The organism is Phenylobacterium sp. (assembly GCF_046590535.1).
Lineage (GTDB): Bacteria > Pseudomonadota > Alphaproteobacteria > Caulobacterales > Caulobacteraceae > Phenylobacterium.
This window is the reverse complement of record NZ_JBKJTG010000236.1, coordinates 1-21,470: the sequence shown is the minus strand read 5'-3', so window position 1 is coordinate 21,470 and position 21,470 is coordinate 1. Positions and strand designations below refer to the sequence as shown.

Genomic DNA, 21,470 nt, shown 5'->3' with positions numbered 1-21,470 from the left:
GCGGCAGGAAGCAACTTGATGAGAGCCCGTTGCTCATCCGTGTAGCGAGCCAGGCCCGTGTCCGGGCGTTTCATCAGCCGCACCCACGCTCCGTAGGCGGCTTCGGCGTGACCCAGTCCGTTTTCGGAGACGGCGTAGTCGTTCAGCCCAACACGCCCGTTCGAGAGGCGGACCGCTTCCGCGAGCAGCTCGCGGCGCCGGACCGGGGTCGCCATCATCTGCGGAAAACTGAGCGCATAATAGGCCTGCGCCCGGTCCATGTCAGAGCCGACGCGGGTCAGCAGATTCAGCACCTGAGCGGCCTCCCCGGTCCGCCCACGCTCCGCCAGCCAGCTGGAGTATTTGATCGGCTCGGCGGTGCGGTAAGCGTATTCCGCGGCTCGGCCCATCAGGGCATCCAGGTCGCCGTCCGGCTGCACCAGCCGCACGCCGGGCTGCGAGCCCAGCCGCGCGGTGATCGCCAGAGCGCCTTTCTCGGCGCCGGAGTTCACGCGGGAGACCTCGGCCGAAAGGTGGGTCTGCCGCCCGAGCGCCTGGCGCAGCGCCAAGTCCAGGTCGGCAAGACTGACGCCTGAGCCGGGGATCTGCACCTTGAGGCCGCCGCCGTCCTTCTCGCGCACCTCGGCCGACACCAGCGGCGCGCTCGTGTCGGCCCGCAACTGCACCAGCTTGTCCTGCAGGGCATGCGCCAGCGCGGCCTCCGTGGCGCCCTCGCGCACGAGGTCCTCCGGCGCGCTGACGGGGTCTATGACTAGGCTGTCGTCCTGGCTGGCGTTCCAGGCCATCACGCCCAGCATGCAAGCCGCCGCGACACCTGCCAGGCCCGTCAGCACCTTCAGCGCGACCCCGGCTCGCTCGGAAGCGATCTGCCAACGGCCAAGGCGGGTCTGGGTGCGGATTAGCTGCAGCTGTTCGGTGAGGACCTGGCTGGCAACCCCTTGCGGCCCTTCGCCTGCCGCCTCAGCCTCCATAGCGATCTCAATGGGGTCGTTGGTGGTGGGCGCGCCCGCCCGACGAGCCCGTCGCGGCTTTGCGCCTGTGTTTCCGTCCGCCATTCGCGCAGCCCCCCAACCGCAGGGGGAACGGTGTTCGACTAAGGGCTAGCCGTCAACGACCAAGCTGCGGTTACAGCGCTGTGCGCCAACTTCCGCTCCCCACCCATTTCGGAACTTCCCATCGTCCGCTGACCGGAACCTCCGAACCGCTCATTTCAGGACTTGCCGATCACCTAGGCCCCCGCTTTCGCGGGGAGGAGCGATGGAGGTCCGGGCGCCGGCCCGGCGCCGCGTCGCGCCGGCGGCTTGACCGTTTACCCGGCGCAGGCGACCACAGGGCGTGACCCAGACCCCCGCCCCGCGCGCCCGCTCCGGCGGCCTGATCCGCTCCTCGGCGGTGTTCGCCTCGCTGACCATGGTCAGCCGGCTGATGGGGCTGGTCCGCGACCTGGTGATCACCGCCAAGCTGGGCGCCAGCCAGACCATCGCGGCGGACGCCTACTATACGGCGCTGGCCTTCCCGAACCTGTTCCGGCGGATTTTCGCGGAGGGCGCCTTCGCCGCGGCCTTCGTGCCCAGCTATTCGCGCAAGCTGGCCGGCGCTGGGGAAGCCGAGGCCGACCGCTTCGCCGCCGACGCCCTGGCCACTGTGGCCGCCGCCACCGTGGCGGTGATGCTTGTCGCCCAGCTTTCGATGCCGTGGCTGATGTACCTGATCAACCCGGGCTATGCGGACGAGCCAGAGAAGTTCCGCCTCTCGTGGATGCTGACCCAGCTGACCATGCCCTACCTGCCGTGCATGGCGATCGCGGCGTTGTTTTCCGGCGTGCTGAACGCCCGGGGCCGCTTCATCGTCTCAGCGGCCTATCCGACCATCCTCAATGTGGTGATGCTGGCCGCGGTGCTGCCGCAGGACGACCCGATCCAGGCGGCCTGGTGGGCGTCGGGCGGCGTCGTGGTGGCGGGGATCGGCCAGGCGGCGATCTGCTGGTGGGGCGCCAGGCGCACCGGCGCGCGCATCCGCTTCATCCTGCCCACCCTGACCCCGGACATGAAGGCGCTGATCCGCCTGGCCATCCCCGCCGCCATCGCCAACAGCGCCACCCAGATCAACATTTTCATTTCCGGCATCCTGGCCTCGCAGGTGGCCGGGATGCGGGTGTGGATGAACGTCGCCGACCGGCTCTACCAGTTGCCCATGAGCCTGGTGGGGGTGGCCATCGGCGTGGCCCTGCTGCCCAGGCTGTCCCAGGCCCTGCAGGCGGAGGACACGGCGGACGCCCAGGGCGCCATGGATCAGGGGCTGGTGTTTGCGCTGGCCTTCAGCCTGCCGGCCGCCGCGGCCCTGATGGCCCTGCCGCTCTATCTGATCGACGGCCTGTTCACCCGAGGCGCCTTCACCCAGGCCGACGCCGCGGCCACGGGCGCCCTGCTGTTCCATTACGCCTGGGGCGTGCCCGCCTTCGTGCTGCTGCGCATCCTGCAGCCGGCGTTCTTCGCCCGGCAGGACACCAGGACGCCCATGCGCTTCTCGCTGATCTCGGTGGCGGTGAACATCGCGCTGGGCTTGGCGCTTTTCTGGTGGCTGGGCCCGGTGGGGGTCGCCATGGCCACCAGCATCGCGGCCTGGATCACGGTGATCCAGATGTGGGTGGCGCTGGGACGGCGCGATATCTGGCGACCGTCGGCAAAGGCGCTTTCCAAGATCGCCCGGGTGGCCGCCGCCAGCGCCGTGCTGGGGGGCCTGCTGGCGCTCTGCAGCTTGTTCCGGCCGGAGATCGAAGCGGCCTACGCCGCGGTCTCGCCGTTCAGCCGCGGCGCCAAGGAGATCACCATCGTGGCGATCTGCGGGGTCGGGCTGGCGCTCTATCCGGCGCTGCTGTTCGCGTTCGGAGGGGTGACGCCCGCCGAACTCCGCGCTGTCTTCCGCCGCCGGCGGGGCGATCCGGCGCCGGTGGACGCGCCCTGAGCCGCATTCGGACCTTGCGCCACCGGCTCCCTTCGATCCAGAAGCCTGCACCATGACCGACGAAATTCCGGCGACCTATGCAGGCCCCCAACGGGTGCTCTCGGGCGTGCAGCCCTCCGGCGACCTGCACCTGGGCAACTACCTGGGCGCGCTGGTGAAGTTCGCGCGCCTGCAGCATGAGGTCCCGACCTTCATCTTCGTGGCCGACCTGCACGCCATCACCGCCTGGCAGGAGCCCGCGAAGCTGAAGGGACAGGTCCGCGAGATCGCCGCGGCCTATCTGGCCACCGGCCTCGACCCGAAGGTCGCCACCATCTTCCCGCAGTCGGCGGTGCCTGAGCACACCGAACTCGCCTGGGTGTTCAACTGCGTGGCCCGCCTGGGCTGGCTCGACCGGATGACCCAGTTCAAGGACAAGGCTGGCAAGCACAAGGAGCGCGCCAGCGTCGGGCTCTACACCTACCCGGTGCTGCAGGCCGCCGACATCCTGGTCTACAAGGCCACCCAGGTGCCGGTGGGCGACGACCAGAAGCAGCACCTGGAGCTGACCCGCGACATTGCAGGCAAGTTCAACCACGACTTCGCCGCGCCGGGTTTCTTCCCCCTGCCTGAACCGCTGACCCAGGGGCCGGGCGCGCGGATCATGAGCCTGCGCGACGGCGCCGCGAAGATGTCCAAGTCCGACCCCTCGGACAATTCGCGGATCAACCTCACCGACGACGCGGAGACCATCGCCCAGAAGGTGAGGAAGGCGCGCACCGACGCCGACCCGCTGCCGGAGCTGATCGCTGACCTCGCGGGCCGCGCGGAGGCGCTGAACCTGATCGGCATCTACGCGGCGCTGGAGGGCCGCACCGCCCAGGACGTGCTCACCGAATATGCCGGCCAGGGCTTCGGCGCTTTCAAGCCGAGACTGGCGGACCTGGCCGTCTCGGTGATGGGGCCGATCGGCGCGGAGATGCGCCGGCTGATGGCTGATCCCGCCGAGATCGACCGTATCCTTGGCGACGGCGCCGAACGGGCCCGCGCGGTGGCTGCGCCGACGGTGGCCGAGGTGCGGAAGCTCGTCGGCTTATGGGCGGGCTGAGATCCTTGTCTCGGTCGCGCGGGCGCCGCACCGTCGCCCAATGAGCAAGCGCAAGTTCCTGGTGGTGGCCGACGACACGCCTGAGTATCAGGCGGCGTTGCGCTTCGCCTGCCGCCGGGCGCGCTCCACCGGCGGCCACGTGGCGCTGCTTCGGGTCATCGAGCCGGCTGTGTTCGAGCACTGGTCCGGGGTGCGCGAGGAGATCGAGCGCCAGCAGCGGCAGGAGGCGGAGACCGCCCTGCAGCAGTCAGCCGAGTTCGTCATGGCGGAAACCGGCCTGCCGCCGGAATTCCTGATCATCAACGCCGACAGCATCCGTGCGGCGCTGAAACAGGTGCTGGCCGACGATCCCGACATCAAGATCCTGGTGGTGGCCGCCGCGGTGGGCGGGCGCGGACCGGGGCCGCTGGTGGCCTCCCTGGCCAAGGAAGGCGTCACCTGGGGCGCCCGCAAGGTGCCCGTCACCGTGGTGCCGGGCGACCTGACCGACGCCGAGATCGCCGACCTGGCGTGAGGCCGCGAACTTGCGCGCGGGCCCCGCGCACGCCACATCTGGTCCATGTTCATCCAGACTGAAGCCACGCCGAACCCCGAGGTGCTGAAATTCCTGCCCGGCCGCGAGGTCATGGGCGAGGGAACACGGGACTTCCGCGAGCCCGCGGAGGCCGAGGCCTCGGCGCTGGCCGCCGACCTGTTCGCCATCGAGGGCGTCATCCGGGTGTTCTTTGGCTCCGACTTCCTCACCGTGGGTAAGGACGCAGCCTTCGACTGGGCCCATCTGAAGGCGCCGATCCTGGCGGCCATCATGGACCACTTCACCGCCGGTCGGCCGCTGTTCGCTGGCGCCGACGACCAGGCGGGCGGCCACGACGCCGAGGTCTATGAAGGCGACACCGCCCAGGTGGTGGCCGAGATCAAGGACCTCCTGGATACCCGCATCCGCCCGGCTGTGGCCCAGGACGGCGGCGACATTCTGTTCTCGAAATTCGAGCCCGACACCGGGGTGGTGTGGCTGAACATGCGCGGCGCCTGCGCCGGCTGTCCGTCGTCCACCGCAACCCTGAAGGCGGGCGTCGAGAACATGCTCAAGCACTATGTGCCGGAAGTGACCCGGGTCGAGCAGACCCTCGGCTAAGCTTTCGCCCCCGCACGGAACCGTCTATCGCGGCCCCCGATGATCGTGCTCGGCCTCGACACCTGCCTCACCGCCTGTTCGGTCGCCGTCCTCGACGGCGATCGCGTGCTGGCCTCGGCCTCCGAGACCATGGCCCGCGGCCACCAGGAGCGGCTGGCCCCCATGGCTCAGAAGGTGATGGGCGAGGCCGGGATCGGCTTTGCCGCCCTGCAGCGCATCGGCGTCACCGTGGGGCCGGGCTCCTTCACCGGCCTCAGGGTCGGCGTCGCCTTCGCCAAGGGCCTGGCCTCCGCGCTGAACATCCCCGGTGTCGGCGTTGGCACGCTGGAGGCCCTGGCCGCCGAGACCGACGGCTTGGTGTTCGCCGTGGTCGATGCGCGCCGCGACCAGGTCTATTTGCAGGGCTTCGACGCCGGCCGCCCGCTGATGGCGCCCGACGCCGTGGCCGTGGAGGTGGCCGCAGCCCGGGTCGCCGAGCTTTCCATGGGCCGGGCGGTGACCCTCGTGGGCTCCGGCGCGCACCTGTTGGCGCCGGTCTGCCCCGGCGCGCGGGGGCTGGCGGCGGACGGCTGCGACGCCCGCCACGTGGCCCGCATCGCCGCGGGCAAGCCTCTGACCCCGCTGCGCCCGCTCTACCTGCGCGCGCCCGACGCCAAGTTGCCGGCATGAAGCTCACCTGGGCGACGGCGGCGCAGGCGCCGGCCATGGCCTCGGCCCACGCCCAGGCCTTCGACGCGCCCTGGCGGGAGGACGAGTTCGAGGACCTGCTGGACGGCGAGGGAATCTTCGGCTTCGTGGCTGAGGACGACGATCCCCTGGGGGTGGTGCTCTGCCGCACGGCGGCCGGAGAGATGGAGATCCTCACCCTGGGCGTCGCGCCCTGGGCCCGGCGCCGCGGGGTGGCCAGGGCGCTGCTCACGGCGGCTCTCGGCGCAGCCCGCCAGGCCCGGGTGGCGGAAGCCTTCCTGGAGGTGGCGATAGATAACGACGCCGGCTGCGCCCTCTACGAAGGCTTCGGGTTCCGCCGGGCGGGCTTTCGCAGGGCCTACTACGACCGCGGCGCCGCGGGACGGGCCGACGCCCTCGTCATGCGTCTCGACCTCAGCGCCATAGCCCCTTAGACCTGTCCATGTTGAGAAGCCTCCAGGAGCCGAACGTGCCCGACCGCATCGAGCAGCTCTGCGTCGACAAGGGCATGCGCATGACCGAGCAGCGCCGGGTGATCGCCCGCGTGCTCTCCGACGCCCACGACCACCCCGACGTCGAGGAGCTCCACCGCCGGGCCCACGCCGTCGACCCGCACATCTCCATCGCCACCGTCTACCGGACGGTTCGCCTGTTCGAGGAGAGCGGCATCATCACCCGGCATGACTTCCGCGACGGCCGCTCCCGCTACGAGGAGCACCCCGAGGAACACCACGACCACCTGATCGACATGAAGACCGGCAAGGTGGTGGAGTTCGTGGACGCCGAGATCGAGGCCCTGCAGGAAGCCATCGCCAGGAAGCTCGGCTACCGGCTGGTGGATCACCGCCTGGAGCTCTACGGGATGCCCCTCGACGACTGAGCACGAACTTGCGCCGGCTGTCGCCGGCCCGCATAACCCCGGCCATGTCCGCACAAGCGCCGCAGAAGCGCCTCTACATCAAGACCTACGGCTGTCAGATGAACGTCTATGACAGCGAGCGGATGGCCGACATCCTGGCCCCGCTGGGCTACGCCATGAGCCCAACGCCGCAAGGCGCGGACCTGGTGGTGCTGAACACCTGCCACATCCGCGAGAAAGCTACCGAGAAGGTGTACTCCGAGCTGGGCCAGATCAGGCTCCTAAAGCTGGAGACACAAGCCGCCGGCGGGACCATGACCATCGTCGTGGCGGGCTGCGTTGCCCAGGCCGAGGGCGAGGAGATAATGCGCCGCCAGCCCGCGGTGGACCTGGTGGTGGGTCCGCAGGCCTATCATCAGCTCCCCGAACTGATCGCCCGCACCCACCGGGCCCGCGGCGAGCGGCTGGCCACCGACTTCGCGGCGGAAGCCAAGTTCGACGCCCTGCCCACTGAACGCCGGCCCACTGGGGTCACCGCCTTCCTCACCGTGCAGGAGGGCTGCGACAAGTTCTGCACCTTCTGTGTGGTGCCCTACACCCGTGGCGGCGAGTGGTCGCGGCCGGCCGACGCCATCGAAGCCGAGGCCCGCGGGCTGGCCGAGCAGGGCGTGCGCGAGCTCACTCTGCTGGGCCAGAACGTCAACGCCTATGCGGGCGAGGGGGGCCTGGCCGCCCTGGTGCGCCGGCTGGCGGCGATCCCGGGCCTCGACCGCATCCGCTACACCACCAGTCACCCGCGCGACATGGACGACGCCTTGATCGCCGCTCACGCCGAGGTGGACGCCCTGATGCCCTACCTGCACCTGCCGGTGCAGTCGGGGTCCGACCGGATTTTGAAAGCCATGAACCGGGCGCACACCGCCGACAGCTACCTGCGCCTGATCGGACGCATCCGGGCGAGCCGGCCGGACATCGCCATCTCCGGCGACTTCATCGTGGGCTTCCCCGGTGAGCGGGACGCCGATTTCGAGGCGACCCTGCAGCTGGTCGGCGACGTGGACTACGCCACCGCCTTCACCTTTAAATATTCCCGCCGCCCCGGCACGCCGGCCGCCGCCCTGCCGGGGCAGGTGGACGAGGCGGTGAAGGATGAGCGCCTGGCTCGGCTTAACGACCTGATTAACGCGCAGGCCCGCGCCTTCAACACCCGCCAGACCGGCCGCACCCTGCCGGTGCTGTTCGAACGGCGCGGCCGCCACGAAGGCCAGCTGATCGGCCGCAGCCCCTATCTGCAGGCGGTGCATGTGACCGCCCCGGATCGACTGATCGGCCAGATCGTTCCCGTGCATATCGACGGGGCGGCCCGCATGAGCCTGGCGGGCAGCCTGGTCCCCACCCGGGAACTGGAGGCCGTTTGAGCCGCGCGCCTGAATTCCTTCCGCTGTCCGACGTCGCCGTCCGTGCTGTCGCCGGCGCCAACAGCCGCCATGTGGCGCTGATCGAAGACGCCTTCGGCGTGCTGGTGGAGACGCCGGGCGGCGGGGTGTCGCTGAGCGGCGATTCCAAGTCCCGCGGTCAGGCCAAGAAGACCGTCCAGGCCATCGCCGCGCGCGCCGACCAGGGGCTGGAGGTCACCGAGGCCGACGTGCGGGTGGCCATCGGCCAGGCGCGCGGCGGCGGCACGGGCGCCAGCGGCCTGCCGGTGGGCAAGCGCGGCCAGGTGGCGCCGAAAACCCCGACCCAGGCGGTCTATCTGCAGGCCCTGGCCAATTGCGAGCTGGTGTTCGGCCTGGGCCCCGCGGGCACCGGCAAGACCTTCCTGGCCGTGGCGCACGGCGCGGGCCTGCTGCTGCGCGGCGCGGTGGACCGGCTGATTGTCTCGCGGCCCGCGGTGGAGGCCGGCGAACGCCTGGGCTTCCTGCCGGGCGATCTGACCGAGAAGGTCGATCCCTACATGGCGCCGGTCTGGGAGGCGCTCACCGACATCCTGGGCGGCGAGCAGCTTCGACGCCGCCGCGAGAAAGGCGAGATCGAGGTCGCCCCCATCGCCTTCCTCCGTGGCCGCACGCTCAGCCACGCCTTCGTCATCGTCGACGAGGCTCAGAACGTCAGTCGCGCCCAGATGAAGATGGTGCTGACCCGCCTGGGCGAGGGCGCGCGGATGGCGGTGACCGGCGACCCCACGCAGATCGATCTTTCCAGCCCGAACGATTCGGGCCTGGCTCACGCGGTCGCTCTGTTGGAGGGCGTCAAGGGCATCGGCGTCACCCGGTTTACGGCGGAAGATGTGGTCCGCCACCCTCTGGTGGAGCGCATCGTTCGCGCCTACGACGCCGACGCGGCCCAGCGCGGGCGCACCGTTTGATCGATATCGAGATTGAGGCCGAGGCCTGGTCTGCCGCGGAGCCGGCGGCCGAGGCCCTGTCGCGCCAGGCGGCCGAGGCGGCCCTGGCCCATGAGGGCCGCGCGGGCGGCGGGGTCACCATCCTGCTTACCGACGATGCGGCGGTGGCCGACCTCAACGTCCGGTTCCGCGGCAAGGACGGACCCACCAATGTGCTGTCCTTCCCGGCGGCGGCGAACCCGGAGCAGCACCTGGGCGACGTGGCCCTGGCCTATGAGGTCTGCGTGGCGGAGGCGGCCCAGCAGGGCAAGCCGCTGGCCCACCACCTGCAGCATCTTGTGGCGCATGGGGTGTTGCACCTTCTAGGATACGACCACATGAAGGATGAGGAGGCTCTCGCGATGGAGGGCCTCGAGCGCGTCGTCCTGGCCAGCTTGGGGGTCCCCGACCCCTACGCGGCCGGCGAGGGAGACCATGACTGACCCCGACCCTTCCAGTCCCACCACCCCGGCTCCCAAGGGGGGCGGGCGCGGTGTGATGGCGCTGTTCGACCTCTTCCGGAAACCCCAGCCCGAGCCACACCCTGGCGTGTCCGAGCCGATCGCCGAGGCCACCGGCGAACTGGTGAGCCAGGCCCGCGCCTTCCAGGACCTGCGCATCGACGACGTGATGAAGCCCCGCGCCGACATCGTCGCGGTGGAGCGTGGCTGCACCTTCGCCGAGCTGGTCGCCCGGTTCGTCGAGGCCGAACACTCTCGGATGCCGGTCTATAAGGAGACCCTCGACGAGCCGGTGGGCGTGGTCCACGTCAAGGACGTCTTCAAGCTGCTGGCGCGCAAGACCCGCAAGCCCAAGCCCGACGACGAGATCTTGCAGGGCCGCTACCAGATCGTCCGCAAGGTGCTCTATGTGCCGCCGTCCATGCGCGCGGCCGAGCTGCTGGCCCTGATGCGCAGCCGGCGCACCCACATGGCCCTGGTGATCGACGAGTTCGGCGGCACCGACGGCCTGGTGACCCTGGAGGACCTGCTGGAAAAGCTGGTCGGCCAGATCGACGACGAGCATGACGAGGTGGACGACCACGGCTATGCGCCGATCGTCGAGGACGAGACCGGCCTGATCGTCGACGGCCGCTCGCCGCTGGCGGAGCTCGAGCAGGCGCTCGGCAAGGGCGTCGACCTGGCCTCCGCCGACCTGGACGAGGAGATCGACACCGTGGCCGGCTTGGTCAACGCCCTGGCCGGCCGGGTGCCGCAACGGCGCGAGGTGATCGAGCATCCGGGCGGCTTTCGCTTCGAGGTGCTGTCCGGTGATCCGCGGCGGGTCAAGCGCGTCCGCGTGCTCCGGTCCCGGGCCGCCCCGCCTGCGCCCGCGGCCTGAGGCGGGTGCTTTCGACCTCGCCTTGGCGGGCCAGGCTGGCGGTGCTGGCGGCTGGCCTGGCCGCAGGCCTGGCGCATCCACCGTTCGGCCTGCTGCCGGGCCTGCTGGGCTACGCGGTCATCCTGGCGCTGCTCGACACCGTGGGGCCGCGGCCCCTGCGCCAGGCCTTCTTCCGCGGCTGGCTGGCCGGCGTCGGCTACTTCGCCGTCAGTGTCTGGTGGGTGGTGGAGCCGTTCATGGTGGACGCGGCCAACCAGGGCTGGATGGCGCCCTTCGCCCTGGTCCTGATGGCCGGCGGGCTGGCGCTGTTCTGGGGGGCGGCGGGCCTGGCCTCCCGGGCGCTGGCGCCGCGCGGCGCGGCCAAGGTGCTGGTGTTTGCAGGCCTCCTCGCCGGTTTCGAATGGCTGCGCGGAAATATCCTCACCGGCTTCCCGTGGAATCTGCCCGGCGAAAGCTGGCGGGCCGGCTCCGCCCCCTCACAGGCCGCCGCCCTGGTGGGCGCCTACGGCCTCACCTGGATCACCGTGGCCATCGCCGCGGCGCCCGCCGTCCTGGCGGACAGGGTCGGGCGCCTCACCAAGATCGCCACGGCGGTGGTGGCGCTGGCCGCCCTGGGATTGCTCTACGCCGGCGGCGCGGCGCGGCTGGGGAACGCCAACCCGGGCGCCGCCGACGCTCCGATGATCCGGGTAGTGCAGGCCGACATCGACCAGAAGGACAAGTGGCGCCCCGAGAACCTCGCGGCGATCTTCGACACCTACGTAGCTCTGAGCCGCCGCCCCGCCCCGACGCGGCCTGACATCGTGGTCTGGCCCGAGGGGGCGCTGCCCGCGGTGATCGACGACCTGATGGCGCCGGGATCGCCCTATGGGCCCAGGCTGCGCGACGCCTTCGAGCCTGGCCAGACCCTGCTGATGGGCGCCAACCGGGCCCAGGCCGACGCGGCAGGAAAGGTCGGCTACTACAACAGCCTGGTGGCCTTCCGGCGCGAGGCCGAGGGGCTGCGGGTCACCGGCATCTATGACAAGCACCGGCTGGTGCCGTTCGGCGAGTTCCTGCCCTTCGGGGACACCGCCACCCGCATCGGTCTGCGCAGCTTGGTGCACATGCCGCAGGACTTCAGCGCCGGGCCGCCGCCCCGTCCGCTTTCGCCTTCGGGCGTACCGGCGTTGCAACCGCTGATCTGCTACGAGGCGCTGTTCCCCGGATTCACCCGCCGGGCCATAGCGCGGGAGGGCGTGCGGCCGGCCTGGATACTCAACGTCTCCAACGACGCCTGGTTCGGAGTGACCAGCGGACCTCTGCAGCATCTCAACATCGCCAGCTACCGGGCCATTGAGGAGGGCCTGCCGATCGTGCGCGCCACGCCGACCGGCGTCTCCGCGGCGATCGACGCCTACGGACGGATCGTCCCCGGCGCGCGGCTGGGACTTGGCGAGCTGGGCGTGATCGACGCCCGCCTGCCGGCGGCCTTGCCGCAGACCCCCTATGGCCGGCACGGGGAGCGCATCTATCTCGCTCTGCTTTGCGTATCGCTCATTGCGGCGGCGCTGAGGTTTGTTCGCCGACCATGATTGTGTGACGCAGCGTCATCTTCTTGGCGGCGCTCGCAAGGTTCGGTATGGGGGGCGTATGGAGCGACTTGACGCGGACCGGTCCCCGAACCCCGTCGACCGGCATGTGGGCCTGCGAATCCGCATGCGCCGCAAGGAGTTGGGCGTCAGCCAGGAGAAGCTGGCCGACTCCATCGGGCTGACCTTCCAGCAGGTGCAGAAGTATGAGCGCGCCGCCAACCGGGCGAGCGCCTCGAAGCTCTGGGAGATGGCACGGGCGATGAACACCTCCATCGGCTACTTCTACGAAGGCCTCGGCGACCCCAGCGAGCCGGGAACCAACATGCCCCGGGAAACTGTGCAGGACTTCCTGATGACCTCCGAGGGCCTGGAGTTGGCCGCGACCTTCCCCAGGATCACCCAGCCCAGGGTCCGCCGGAAGGTTCTGGAGCTGGTCCGCGCCCTGGCCGGCGACGAACCGGCCTGAGGCCGTCGCGTCGCAGCCGGCAAGCCGTCGCTTGGCGGGACATAAAGATTTCTTTATAGCCTTGCCGACCTTGCAGACCGGCCGCCTGCCTTAAGGGCGGCCTGGTGCCCTCCGGAGCCCGATCCCTTGAGCCGTTCCAACTATATCTTCACCAGCGAGAGCGTGTCCGAGGGACACCCCGACAAGGTTGCCGACCGGATTTCCGATACCGTGGTCGACGCCTTCCTGTCGGTGGAGCCCCAGGCCCGGGTGGCCTGCGAGACCCTGGTGACCACCAACCGTATCGTGCTGGCGGGCGAAGTCCGCGCCGGCCGGCCGGGCGGCTCCAAGGCCGAGAACAAGGCCCTGACCCGCGAGATCGTCCGCAGCCTGGAGCCCAAGGTTCGCCAGGCGGTGAAGGACATCGGCTACGAGCAGAAGGGCTTCCACTGGCAGAAGGCCAAGTTCGCCTGCTATCTGCACCCACAGTCCGAGCATATCGCCCAGGGCGTCGACGCCACGGCGAACAAGGACGAGGGCGCCGGTGACCAGGGCATCATGTTCGGCTACGCCTGCGATGAGACCGCGGCGCTGATGCCGGCCACCCTGCAGTATTCCCACGAGATCCTGCGCCGGTTGGCCGAGGTCCGTCACTCCGGCGAGTGCCCGGTGCTGGAGCCCGACGCCAAGAGCCAGGTCACTGTCCGCTACGAGGACGGCCGGCCGGTGGAGATCCTGCAGATCGTCGTCTCCACCCAGCACAAGAAGCGCATCGGCCTGCAGATGGCCACGCCCAAGCGCATCCAGGAGGCGATCCGCCCCTATGTGGAAAGCGTGTTCCCCGACGGCCTCCTGACCAAGAAGACCCACTGGCACGTCAACCCAACCGGCAAGTTCGAGATCGGCGGGCCGGATGGCGACGCCGGCCTCACCGGGCGCAAGATCATCGTTGACACCTACGGCGGCGCGGCCCCGCACGGCGGCGGCGCCTTCTCCGGCAAGGATCCCACCAAGGTGGACCGCTCGGCGGCCTACGCCTGCCGCTACTTAGCCAAGAACGTCGTGGCCGCCGGCCTGGCCCGCAAGTGCACCATCCAGATCGCCTACGCCATCGGCGTGGCCGAGCCGCTGTCCTTCTACGTCGACCTGCACGAGACCGGCGAGATCGACCCCGCCAAGCTGGAACTGGCCTTGCCGGAGATGATCGGCGGCGCCACGCCCCGCGCCATCCGCGAGCACCTGGGCCTGAACAAGCCGATCTATGCCCGCACCGCCGCCTACGGCCACTTCGGCCGCCAGCCGGACAATGAGGGTGGTTTTTCCTGGGAACGCACCGATCTGGTGGACCAGCTTAGGGGCTTGGCCTGAAGCGACTGCGCGCCTGGGCGTTCGCGCTGAGGCGCGACGCCCACGCCGTCTGGCTGGCCGCCCGCGATCCGCGTACCCCGTGGCTCGCCAAGGCCGTGGCGTTGGCGGTCGCCGCCTACGCCCTGTCGCCCATCGACCTGATCCCGGACTTCATACCGGTGCTGGGCCTGCTCGACGACCTCATCCTGGTCCCGGCGGGCCTTTGGCTCGCGCTGCGGCTGATCCCGGCCGAGGTGCTGGCCGCCCATCGTGCGGCCGCGGAGGCCGCCGCCCGCCGGCCGGTCAGCCGGGTGGCCGCCGCGCTGGTGATCGCCGGCTGGCTTGTCGTCGCTACGGCCGGCGCGGTCGCCATCGCGGGCGGGCTGCGCTAGAGCCGGGCGCCATGTCCGACCAACACTCCCCGATCCGCTCGTTCGGCCGGCTGAAGTCGCGGCCCATCAAGCCTCGGCAGGCGGCGCTGTTGGAGACCCTTCTGCCAAAGGTGCGCGTGCCGCCGGGGCCGGTGGAGTCCCAGGGCCTGATGCCCGCCGCCCGGGAAACCTGGCTGGAGATCGGCTTCGGCGGCGGCGAGCACATGGCCGCCCAGGCGGACCTCCATCCCGACGTCCTGGTGCTTGGGGCCGAGCCCTTCCACAACGGGGTGGCCAGCGCGCTTCGCCATCTGGACGAACGGGGTCTGGCCAATGTGCGCCTGCACGACGGCGACGTGCGCGACCTCACCGGCCGGCTGGCCGACGCCAGCCTGGCGCGCATCTTCATCCTCTTCCCCGACCCCTGGCCCAAGTCGCGCCACCACAAGCGCCGGCTGGTGCAGGAGGGCGCCGTGGCCGAGTTCGCGCGGTTGCTGGCGCCGGGCGGGCGGCTGCGGTTCGCCAGCGACTGGGCCCACTATGTGGACTGGAGCCTGCAACGGATCGCCGCCAACCCGGCCTTCCGTTGGACGGCGGAAAACGCGGATGACTGGCGCACCCCGCCCGCCGACCACATCACCACCCGCTATGAGGAAAAGCGCCTGGGCGACTGCGCTCCGGTGTTCCTGGACTTCGTAAGGAACTGATCCGCCCCGCAGGGGGAGGGGGATCCCGAAGGGGTGGAGGGGTTGCAGCCACTGAGTCTGGAGATGAAACTCCCTCAGTCGCTCCGCGACAGCTACTCCTGGGGGGGAGCATTAGCCGCCTTGTAGCGCTCGATGGCGGCGCGGATCAGGTCGGCGGTCTCCTCGGCGTCGGCCCAGCGGCTGATCTCCACCGACTTGCCCTTCTCCAGGTCCTTGTAGTGCTGGAAGAAGTGGGCGATCTGCTCGGTGAGTATCCGCGGCAGGCTGCGCCAGGAATCCACCCCGGTGTAGAACGGATGCAGGGCGTCCACCGGCACCGCCAGTACCTTTTCGTCGCCGCCGGCCTCGTCGGTCATCATCAGCGTCCCGATGGGCCGCGCGCGGATGATCGCGCCCGGCACCACGGGGGTCTGGCCCACCACGATGATGTCCATGGGGTCCCCGTCATCGGCCAGGGTGTGCGGGATGAAGCCGTAGTTGCCCGGATAGAACATGGCGGTGTGCAGGAAGCGGTCGACGAAGAGCGCGCCGCTCTCCTTGTCGATCTCGTACTTCACCGGCTCGCCGCCCTGCGGGATCTCGATGATGGCGTTGACGTCGTAGGGCGGGTTCACGCCGACGGGAATCTTGGAGAGGTCCATGGGGGCAGGCCTTGGGGGACACACAAAGGGAAGGCGCGCTCTGTGGACCAAGACGCGGTCCGGGGGAAGGCCGGTCACACAATCTGACGTGGCGCGAGGGGCTTGAGTCGCGGCCCGGTCGCGGGGATGATCGGCGTGCGCCGGACTGGGGAGACAAGGCATGGTGGCCCGGGGGCCGGCGGCGGTCGAGTTGACCATCCTGATGCCGTGCCTCGACGAGGCCGAGACCCTGGCCGTCTGCATCGGCAAGGCGCAAGGCTTCCTGGCCCGGGCCGGGGTGCGCGGCGAGGTGCTGATCGCCGACAACGGCAGCACGGACGGGTCCCAGGCCATCGCCCGGTCCGTTGGCGCTCGTGTGGTGGACGTGCCGGCCCGGGGCTATGGGGCGGCGCTCCTGGGCGGCATCCAGGCCGCCGCCGGACGCTACATCATCATGGGCGATGCGGACGACAGCTACGACTTCGCCGACCTGGGCGCCTTCGTCACGCGGCTGCGCGGCGGCGCGGACCTGGTGATGGGCAACCGCTTCCAGGGCGGGATCGAGCCCGGCGCCATGCCTTTCCTGCACCGCTACCTGGGCAATCCGGTGCTCAGCTTCCTGGGGCGGATGTTCTTCCGCATTCCCGTTGGCGACTTCCATTGTGGCCTGCGCGGCTTCCGCGCCGAGGCGATCCGCGGCCTGAAGCTGCAGACCACCGGCATGGAGTTCGCCAGCGAGATGGTGGTGCGGGCCGCAATCGTCGGCCTGCGGCTGGAGGAGGTCCCCGCCCGCCTGCGGCCCGACGGCCGTAGCCGCAAGCCCCACCTGAAGACCTGGCGCGACGGCTGGCGGCACCTGAAGTTCCTCTTGATGTACAGCCCGCGCTGGCTGTTCTTCTATCCCGGCGGGCTGATCGCGGGCGCTGGTTTGGCGCTGGCCGCCGTGCTGGCCGCGGGTCCGGTGGAGGTCACCCGCGGCATCATCCTGGACCTCAACGCCTTCGTCGCCGCGTGTTTCATGATCGTCGCCGGCGTCCAGGCAGTCACCTTCGGCGTGCTGTCGCGCTCCTATGCGGCGATGACCGGGTTCCTGCCCGACACACCGATCTCCGACGCCCTCCTGCCGCACATCAGCACCGAGCGGATGGCGCTCCTGGGCCTGGCATCGGGGGCGGCGGGACTGGCGGCCTTCGGCTACGCGCTGGCGGCCTGGATGCGGCGCGACTTCGGCGTCCTGGCCGACCCGACGATCCCGCGGCTGGTTGTGGCCGGGCTGGCCTTCGTGGTGGTCGGCCTACAGACCGTCTTCGCCGCCCTTCTCCTGGGCACCCTGGCGATCCCCAGGATGCGAGGCCCGGGCACATGATGGCCCGCCCGCCATGCTGAGGCCGCCCAACCGCCAGTTCAGCACCATCGGCCCGGGCAGCCTCTCCGAACGGCTGTCGGCCTATCAGCGCCGCCGGATGTTCCAGCGGTTCCTCGACGCTACGGCGATCCGTCCGCAGGAGAGCCTGCTCGATGTGGGCGCCACCTCCGACCAGACCTACGACAGCTCCAACTATGTGGAGGCCTGGTACCCGCACAAGGACCGGATCACCGCGGTGGGCGTCGACGACGCGGCCTTCCTGGAGACCCGCTATCCCGGCGTGCGGTTCGTCCGAGCGGATGGGCTGGACCTGCCGTTCGCGGACCGGTCATACGACGTGGCCCACGCGTCCGCCGTGCTGGAGCATGTGGGCTCGGCGGAAGACCAAACCCGGTTCATCGCCGAACTTGGCCGGGTCGCAACGCGCGCGGTGTTCCTGACCACGCCCAATCGCTGGTTCCCGGTGGAATTCCACACGGTGCTGCCCCTGGTCCACTGGCTGCCCAAGCCCATGTTCCGGCGCCTGATGCGCGGCACCGGCAATGGCTTCTTCGCCGAAGAGGCCAACCTCAACTTGCTGGGCGCCGGGGAGCTTCGCCGGCTGGCGGCCAAGGCGCTGCCGGCGGCCGAGTTCAGCGTGCAGGTGGACTCGGTGTCGCTCGCGGGCTGGCCCAGCAACCTGCTCCTCATCGCCCATCGCCGGAGCGCCTGATGCCCCCACCCCAGAACCCCAGGCGGAGCTGGCGCGGGCGGCCCCTGGACGTCGCGCTTATCCTCCTGGCCGGCGTTCTGGCCGTGGCTTTCCTGATCGGCTTCGGCGCGCGCCCGGCGGTGGTCCTCTCCGGGGCCGCCCTCGACGACGCCCTGTTCGTGCGGCTGGGCCGGTCCCTGGCGTCGGGCCAGTGGCTGGGCGCCTACGACCACCGGACCCTGGCCAAGGGCATGGGCTTCCCGGCCTTCCTGGCGATGGCCAATGTGACAGGCCTGTCCTTCACTCTGGCGATCACCCTGTTCCACCTGGGATGCTCGGGCTTCGCCGCCGCCGTGGTCGGGCGCGTGGCGCGATCGCGCGGGCTGGCCCTGGGCTTCTTCGCCCTCATGCTGCTGGCGCCGCCGCTCTACGCCGGCGACCTCATGCGCGTGACCCGGGACCTGTTCTACACCTCCCTGACCCTGGCCCTGGCTGCCGCAGCCCTCGCGCTCGCGACCCGGCGGGCGCTCAGCCCACCCTGGGCGGCGCTGGTCGTCGGCCTGCTGGGAGGTTGGTGGTGGCTGACGCGGGAGGAGGGGGTCTGGCTGATCCCGGGCCTGGCGATCCTGGCCCTCGTCCCCCTGCTGGCTGACCCTGCGGGCCTCAGGGGCGGCCTGCGGCGGCTGGCGCCAGCCGCCGCCGCGGCCCTGGCGGCCGGGGCTCTGGTCCTGGCGGTGGGCGGCCTCAACAACGCCTACTACGGCCGCTTCGTGGTCAACGAAGTGACCGACGCCGCCTTTCAGGACGCCCTGCGGGCGCTGCAGAACGCAGCCGGCCCGGATCGCCGCGACCGCGTCCCGACCCCCCGCGCCGCGCGGGTGCGGATCTACCAAGTTAGCCCGGCCTTCGATGAGGTCCGCACGCCCGTCCTTGACGGACCGCTTGCGGAACGCTTCGCCGCAGACGGCTGCCAGTTGGACGCGCGCACCTGCGGGGATTTCGGGGGCGGCTGGTTCCTGTGGGTGCTGCGCGAGGCCGCGGCGCTGGACGGCCAGCACGCCACGCCCCAGAAGGCGGCGGCCTTCTACCGCCGGATCGGCCGCGAGGTGGACGAGGCCTGCGACGCGGACAAGATCGCCTGCACCGACTGGGCCCTGCCGCTGGTCCCGCCGATGCGTCCTGCCCAGGCGGGCGAGGTCGCCGGCTCGCTCGGCCGGGTGCTGGGGGCGATGGTCTTCACCCAGCCGGTGCGGACCCAAGCCCTTCCGTCGGACCTTTCCGGCGCCGACGCCGCGCAGATGGTGGCCTTCCTGAACAGTCCCGCTTACGAACCGAGCACCCGGCATCGGCGCCTTGAGGGCTGGTTCGTGGGCCAGGGGGCCCAGTGGTTCGAGTGGCGCCCCGGGGCAGGGGTGGAGGTCACCCACAGCGAGCGGCGGGCCAGTCCCGACCTGGCTGCGCACTTCGGCGATCCGGCGCTCACCCACCAGCGGTTCACCCTGCAGGCGGACTGTCCCGCGAAGCATGGTTGTCCGGTCGACGTGCAGATAGCCGGCGCCGGCAGTTTCCCTGTCGACCTGTGGAGCTTGAGCGAGGGCCCGCGCGCCTTGGGCGGGGCCCGGATATTCGTCGAGAAGGCCACCACCGATCTGACCGACGTCTATCTGAAGAGTCGGCTCTCCCAGCGATGGGTCGGGCTGGCCGGCGGCTTGAGCCCGGTCTATCTGGCGCTCGTGGTGGGCGGGCTTGCGGCCTACGGACTGCTGCTGGTCCGCGCGCTCGTCGAGGGCCGGCTCGACGCTGTGTTGGTGATCTGCACGGCGCTGTGGGCGGGGGTCGGCGCCCGCGCGGTGTTACTGGCCCTGGTCGACGCTCTATCGTTCCCAGCAGCCAACTACCTCTATGCCCTGCCGGCGATGCCGCTGCTGGTGATGGCCTCGGTCCTGGCCCTGCACGAGGCGGTCCGATGGGGGCTGGAGCGGGCCAGGACTCTTCAGGGCTGACAACCGCCTCCGCCGGCGCTATATTGCCCTTCAACATCGTTTGTAGCGCTGGATGGCGCTTATGAGCGGCGGGCTCCGGCCCGGCCGCTTTTTTCTTGGCTGGACGAATGCGCGGCAAAACCGCCGAAGACCTGAAGCTCCTTGAGCTCATCGACCCTGTGGCGGAGGCCGCGGGGTACGGGATCGTGCGCCTGCGCCTGATGGGCGGAGAGCACGCCCGCCGGCTGCAGATCATGGCCGAGCGCCCCTCCGACGGTGACATGAACGTGGAGGACTGCGCCCGCCTGTCCCGGGCCATTTCCGAGGTGATGGACGCCGACGACCCGATCGCCGGCGAATATACCCTGGAGGTCTCGTCTCCCGGTGTCGACCGGCCGCTGACCCGGCTGGCCGACTTCGCCACCTACGAGGGCCACGAGGCCCGCGTAGAGCTCGACCGCATGGCTGAGGGCCGCAAGCGCTTCAAGGGCGTCCTAGCCGGCGTCGAGGAGCTGAACGTCGCCCTCGACATCGACGGGGAGGCGGACACCGCCCTGATCCCGTTCGCCTGGATCGCCGAGGCCAAGCTGGTTCTCACCGACAATCTGATGAAGCGGGGCGCCGACATCCGCGCCGCCCGGCTGCAAACCGAACAACCGCAACAGACGTCCGAGTAAGAGGAACATCCCATGAGCCTGACCGGCATTTCAGCCAACCGGCTTGAACTTCTGACCATCGCCGACGCGGTGGCCCGCGAGAAGTCGATCGACAAGCAGATCGTCATCGAGGCGATCGAGGAGGCGATCCAGAAGGGCGCCCGCTCGCGCTACGGCGCCGAGCACGACATCCGCGTGCACATCGACCAGACCACCGGCGAGACCATCGTCAAGCGGGTGGTCACTGTGGTGGCCGACGACGCCAACTACGGCGCGGTGATCAACGAGGAAGGCGAGGAGGTCCCGGCCGACGAGCCCGCCGGCATCCTGCGCCTGGCCGACGCCTTGCGTGACGACAAGGACGCCGTGGTCGGCAAGACCTACGAAGAAGTCCTGCCGCCCTTCGAGTTCGGCCGCGTCCAGACGCAGATGGCTCGGCAAGTGGTGACCGGAAAAGTACGCGAAGCCGAGCGCGAGCGCCAGTTCGAGGAGTTCAAGGACCGGGTTGGCGAGATCGTCAACGGCGTGGTCAAGCGCGTCGAGTACGGCAACGTGGTCGTCGATCTCGGCCGTGGCGAAGGCATCATGCGCCGCGACCAGTCGATTCCCCGGGAGAACTTCAACATCGGCGACCGTATCCGCTGCTACATCTACGACGTGCGGCGCGAGACCAAGGGGCCGCAGATCCTGCTTTCCCGCGCCCATGGCGGCTTCATGGCAAAGCTGTTCGCGCAGGAAGTGCCGGAGGTCTACGACGGGGTCATCGAGATCCGCGCCGTGGCCCGCGATCCGGGCAGCCGCGCCAAGATGGCGGTGGTCTCCAACGACAGCTCCATCGACCCGGTCGGCGCTTGCGTCGGCATGCGCGGCAGCCGCGTTCAGGCCGTGGTGGCCGAGCTGCAGGGCGAGAAGATCGACATCATCCAGTGGAGCGCGGACGAGGCGACCTTCATCGTCAACGGCTTGGCGCCCGCGGAAGTCTCCAAGGTGGTGATGGATGAAGAGGACGAGCGCGTCGAAGTCGTGGTGCCCGACGAGCAGTTGTCGCTGGCCATCGGCCGCCGCGGCCAGAACGTGCGTCTTGCAAGTCAACTCACAGGTTGGCAGATCGACATCATGACGGAGAGCCAGGAGAGCGAGCGCCGCCAGCGCGAGTTCGCCGAGCGCACCGCCCTGTTCCAGGAGGCCCTGGACGTGGACGAGGTCATCGCCCAGCTGCTGGTGACCGAAGGCTTTGCCACGGTCGAGGATCTGG

At 70.1% G+C, this 21,470-nt stretch carries 23 protein-coding genes; 21 read left to right on the top strand and 2 right to left on the bottom strand.

The window, feature by feature from the left end:
- A partial coding sequence (locus ACLL81_RS14485; RefSeq protein WP_411289066.1) for a hypothetical protein occupies positions 1-1,055 on the bottom strand: 1,055 nt, incomplete at its 3' end.
- A gap of 280 nt (positions 1,056-1,335) precedes the next feature.
- On the opposite strand from ACLL81_RS14485, the gene murJ reads away from it, so the two are divergent.
- The 16 genes from murJ to trmB all read left to right on the top strand — a co-directional run bounded on the left by murJ (position 1,336) and on the right by trmB (position 14,900).
- Entirely contained in the window at positions 1,336-2,964 is a 1,629-nt protein-coding gene (gene murJ, locus ACLL81_RS14480; protein ID WP_411289065.1) for a murein biosynthesis integral membrane protein MurJ, read from the top strand.
- A 52-nt stretch (positions 2,965-3,016) separates the two neighbouring features.
- The gene (gene trpS / locus ACLL81_RS14475; RefSeq protein WP_411289064.1) at positions 3,017-4,051 is read left to right on the top strand and encodes a tryptophan--tRNA ligase; all 1,035 of its coding nucleotides are present in this window, start codon (positions 3,017-3,019) and stop codon (positions 4,049-4,051) included.
- A gap of 40 nt (positions 4,052-4,091) precedes the next feature.
- Positions 4,092-4,565 carry a universal stress protein gene (locus ACLL81_RS14470; protein ID WP_411289063.1) on the top strand — a complete coding sequence of 158 codons (474 nt, stop codon included), beginning with the start codon at positions 4,092-4,094 and terminating at the stop codon, positions 4,563-4,565.
- Positions 4,566-4,610: 45 nt separating this feature from the next.
- Entirely contained in the window at positions 4,611-5,186 is a 576-nt protein-coding gene (locus ACLL81_RS14465) for a NifU family protein (protein ID WP_411289062.1), read from the top strand.
- Between the two features lie 42 nt (positions 5,187-5,228).
- Entirely contained in the window at positions 5,229-5,855 is a 627-nt protein-coding gene (gene tsaB / locus ACLL81_RS14460) for a tRNA (adenosine(37)-N6)-threonylcarbamoyltransferase complex dimerization subunit type 1 TsaB (protein WP_411289067.1), read from the top strand.
- Entirely contained in the window at positions 5,852-6,307 is a 456-nt protein-coding gene (locus ACLL81_RS14455; RefSeq protein ID WP_411289061.1) for a GNAT family N-acetyltransferase, read from the top strand. The genes tsaB and ACLL81_RS14455 overlap by 4 nt, the downstream gene beginning before the upstream one ends.
- A gap of 8 nt (positions 6,308-6,315) precedes the next feature.
- Positions 6,316-6,753 (top strand): Fur family transcriptional regulator, encoded by a 438-nt coding sequence (locus tag ACLL81_RS14450; protein WP_411289060.1) that lies wholly within the window; start codon positions 6,316-6,318, stop codon positions 6,751-6,753.
- Positions 6,754-6,797: 44 nt separating this feature from the next.
- Positions 6,798-8,150 carry a tRNA (N6-isopentenyl adenosine(37)-C2)-methylthiotransferase MiaB gene (gene miaB, locus ACLL81_RS14445; protein WP_411289059.1) on the top strand — a complete coding sequence of 451 codons (1,353 nt, stop codon included), beginning with the start codon at positions 6,798-6,800 and terminating at the stop codon, positions 8,148-8,150.
- Complete coding sequence (locus ACLL81_RS14440; protein ID WP_411289058.1) at positions 8,147-9,097, top strand: PhoH family protein; 951 nt, start codon at positions 8,147-8,149, stop codon at positions 9,095-9,097. Before miaB ends, ACLL81_RS14440 begins: the two co-directional genes overlap by 4 nt.
- Positions 9,094-9,558 (top strand): rRNA maturation RNase YbeY, encoded by a 465-nt coding sequence (gene ybeY, locus ACLL81_RS14435; RefSeq protein ID WP_411289057.1) that lies wholly within the window; start codon positions 9,094-9,096, stop codon positions 9,556-9,558. The genes ACLL81_RS14440 and ybeY overlap by 4 nt, the downstream gene beginning before the upstream one ends.
- On the top strand, positions 9,551-10,456 hold the full coding sequence (locus ACLL81_RS14430) for a CBS domain-containing protein (protein WP_411289056.1): 906 nt from the start codon (positions 9,551-9,553) through the stop codon (positions 10,454-10,456). The genes ybeY and ACLL81_RS14430 overlap by 8 nt, the downstream gene beginning before the upstream one ends.
- A 5-nt stretch (positions 10,457-10,461) precedes the next feature.
- Positions 10,462-12,030: an apolipoprotein N-acyltransferase gene (gene lnt, locus ACLL81_RS14425; RefSeq protein ID WP_411289055.1), complete on the top strand. Its 1,569-nt coding sequence runs from the start codon at positions 10,462-10,464 to the stop codon at positions 12,028-12,030.
- Positions 12,031-12,088: 58 nt separating this feature from the next.
- Positions 12,089-12,496, top strand: coding sequence for a helix-turn-helix domain-containing protein (locus ACLL81_RS14420; RefSeq protein WP_411289054.1), 408 nt, complete (start codon positions 12,089-12,091; stop codon positions 12,494-12,496).
- Between the two features lie 126 nt (positions 12,497-12,622).
- Entirely contained in the window at positions 12,623-13,843 is a 1,221-nt protein-coding gene (gene metK, locus ACLL81_RS14415; RefSeq protein WP_411289053.1) for a methionine adenosyltransferase, read from the top strand.
- Positions 13,844-13,938: 95 nt separating this feature from the next.
- Positions 13,939-14,214 (top strand): YkvA family protein, encoded by a 276-nt coding sequence (locus ACLL81_RS14410; protein WP_411289052.1) that lies wholly within the window; start codon positions 13,939-13,941, stop codon positions 14,212-14,214.
- Positions 14,215-14,225: 11 nt separating this feature from the next.
- On the top strand, positions 14,226-14,900 hold the full coding sequence (trmB, locus tag ACLL81_RS14405; RefSeq protein ID WP_411289051.1) for a tRNA (guanosine(46)-N7)-methyltransferase TrmB: 675 nt from the start codon (positions 14,226-14,228) through the stop codon (positions 14,898-14,900).
- A 92-nt stretch (positions 14,901-14,992) separates the two neighbouring features.
- Here trmB and ppa read toward each other — a convergent pair whose 3' ends face one another.
- Positions 14,993-15,541 carry an inorganic diphosphatase gene (ppa, locus tag ACLL81_RS14400; protein ID WP_411289050.1) on the bottom strand — a complete coding sequence of 183 codons (549 nt, stop codon included), beginning with the start codon at positions 15,539-15,541 and terminating at the stop codon, positions 14,993-14,995.
- A gap of 160 nt (positions 15,542-15,701) precedes the next feature.
- Between ppa and ACLL81_RS14395 the strand changes: the two genes are divergently transcribed.
- The 5 genes from ACLL81_RS14395 to nusA form a co-directional block, all read left to right on the top strand.
- The gene (locus ACLL81_RS14395; protein ID WP_411289049.1) at positions 15,702-16,886 is read left to right on the top strand and encodes a glycosyltransferase family 2 protein; all 1,185 of its coding nucleotides are present in this window, start codon (positions 15,702-15,704) and stop codon (positions 16,884-16,886) included.
- A gap of 13 nt (positions 16,887-16,899) precedes the next feature.
- A complete protein-coding gene (locus ACLL81_RS14390; RefSeq protein WP_411289048.1) occupies positions 16,900-17,598 on the top strand; it encodes a class I SAM-dependent methyltransferase in 699 nt (232 codons plus the stop codon).
- Positions 17,598-19,580 (top strand): hypothetical protein, encoded by a 1,983-nt coding sequence (locus ACLL81_RS14385; protein WP_411289047.1) that lies wholly within the window; start codon positions 17,598-17,600, stop codon positions 19,578-19,580. Before ACLL81_RS14390 ends, ACLL81_RS14385 begins: the two co-directional genes overlap by 1 nt.
- Before the next feature lie 107 nt (positions 19,581-19,687).
- Complete coding sequence (rimP, locus tag ACLL81_RS14380) at positions 19,688-20,236, top strand: ribosome maturation factor RimP (protein ID WP_411289046.1); 549 nt, start codon at positions 19,688-19,690, stop codon at positions 20,234-20,236.
- Between the two features lie 12 nt (positions 20,237-20,248).
- Positions 20,249-21,470: transcription termination factor NusA (gene nusA / locus ACLL81_RS14375; protein ID WP_411289045.1), on the top strand; the 1,222-nt coding region annotated here is incomplete at its 3' end.

Excerpts from the sequence above, each read along its gene's own strand:
- trpS (WP_411289064.1), top strand. The coding sequence starts at position 3,017 with ATGACCGACGAAATTCCGGCGACCTATGCAGGCCCCCAACGGGTGCTC.
- ppa (WP_411289050.1), bottom strand. The coding sequence starts at position 15,541 with ATGGACCTCTCCAAGATTCCCGTCGGCGTGAACCCGCCCTACGACGTC.
- rimP (WP_411289046.1), top strand. The coding sequence starts at position 19,688 with ATGCGCGGCAAAACCGCCGAAGACCTGAAGCTCCTTGAGCTCATCGAC.
- ACLL81_RS14450 (WP_411289060.1), top strand. The coding sequence starts at position 6,316 with ATGTTGAGAAGCCTCCAGGAGCCGAACGTGCCCGACCGCATCGAGCAG.
- ACLL81_RS14430 (WP_411289056.1), top strand. The coding sequence starts at position 9,551 with ATGACTGACCCCGACCCTTCCAGTCCCACCACCCCGGCTCCCAAGGGG.
- trmB (WP_411289051.1), top strand. The coding sequence starts at position 14,226 with ATGTCCGACCAACACTCCCCGATCCGCTCGTTCGGCCGGCTGAAGTCG.
- ACLL81_RS14390 (WP_411289048.1), top strand. The coding sequence starts at position 16,900 with ATGCTGAGGCCGCCCAACCGCCAGTTCAGCACCATCGGCCCGGGCAGC.
- ACLL81_RS14385 (WP_411289047.1), top strand. The coding sequence starts at position 17,598 with ATGCCCCCACCCCAGAACCCCAGGCGGAGCTGGCGCGGGCGGCCCCTG.
- ACLL81_RS14455 (WP_411289061.1), top strand. The coding sequence starts at position 5,852 with ATGAAGCTCACCTGGGCGACGGCGGCGCAGGCGCCGGCCATGGCCTCG.
- ACLL81_RS14395 (WP_411289049.1), top strand. The coding sequence starts at position 15,702 with ATGGTGGCCCGGGGGCCGGCGGCGGTCGAGTTGACCATCCTGATGCCG.
- ACLL81_RS14465 (WP_411289062.1), top strand. The coding sequence starts at position 4,611 with ATGTTCATCCAGACTGAAGCCACGCCGAACCCCGAGGTGCTGAAATTC.
- miaB (WP_411289059.1), top strand. The coding sequence starts at position 6,798 with ATGTCCGCACAAGCGCCGCAGAAGCGCCTCTACATCAAGACCTACGGC.
- ACLL81_RS14470 (WP_411289063.1), top strand. The coding sequence starts at position 4,092 with ATGAGCAAGCGCAAGTTCCTGGTGGTGGCCGACGACACGCCTGAGTAT.
- ACLL81_RS14420 (WP_411289054.1), top strand. The coding sequence starts at position 12,089 with ATGGAGCGACTTGACGCGGACCGGTCCCCGAACCCCGTCGACCGGCAT.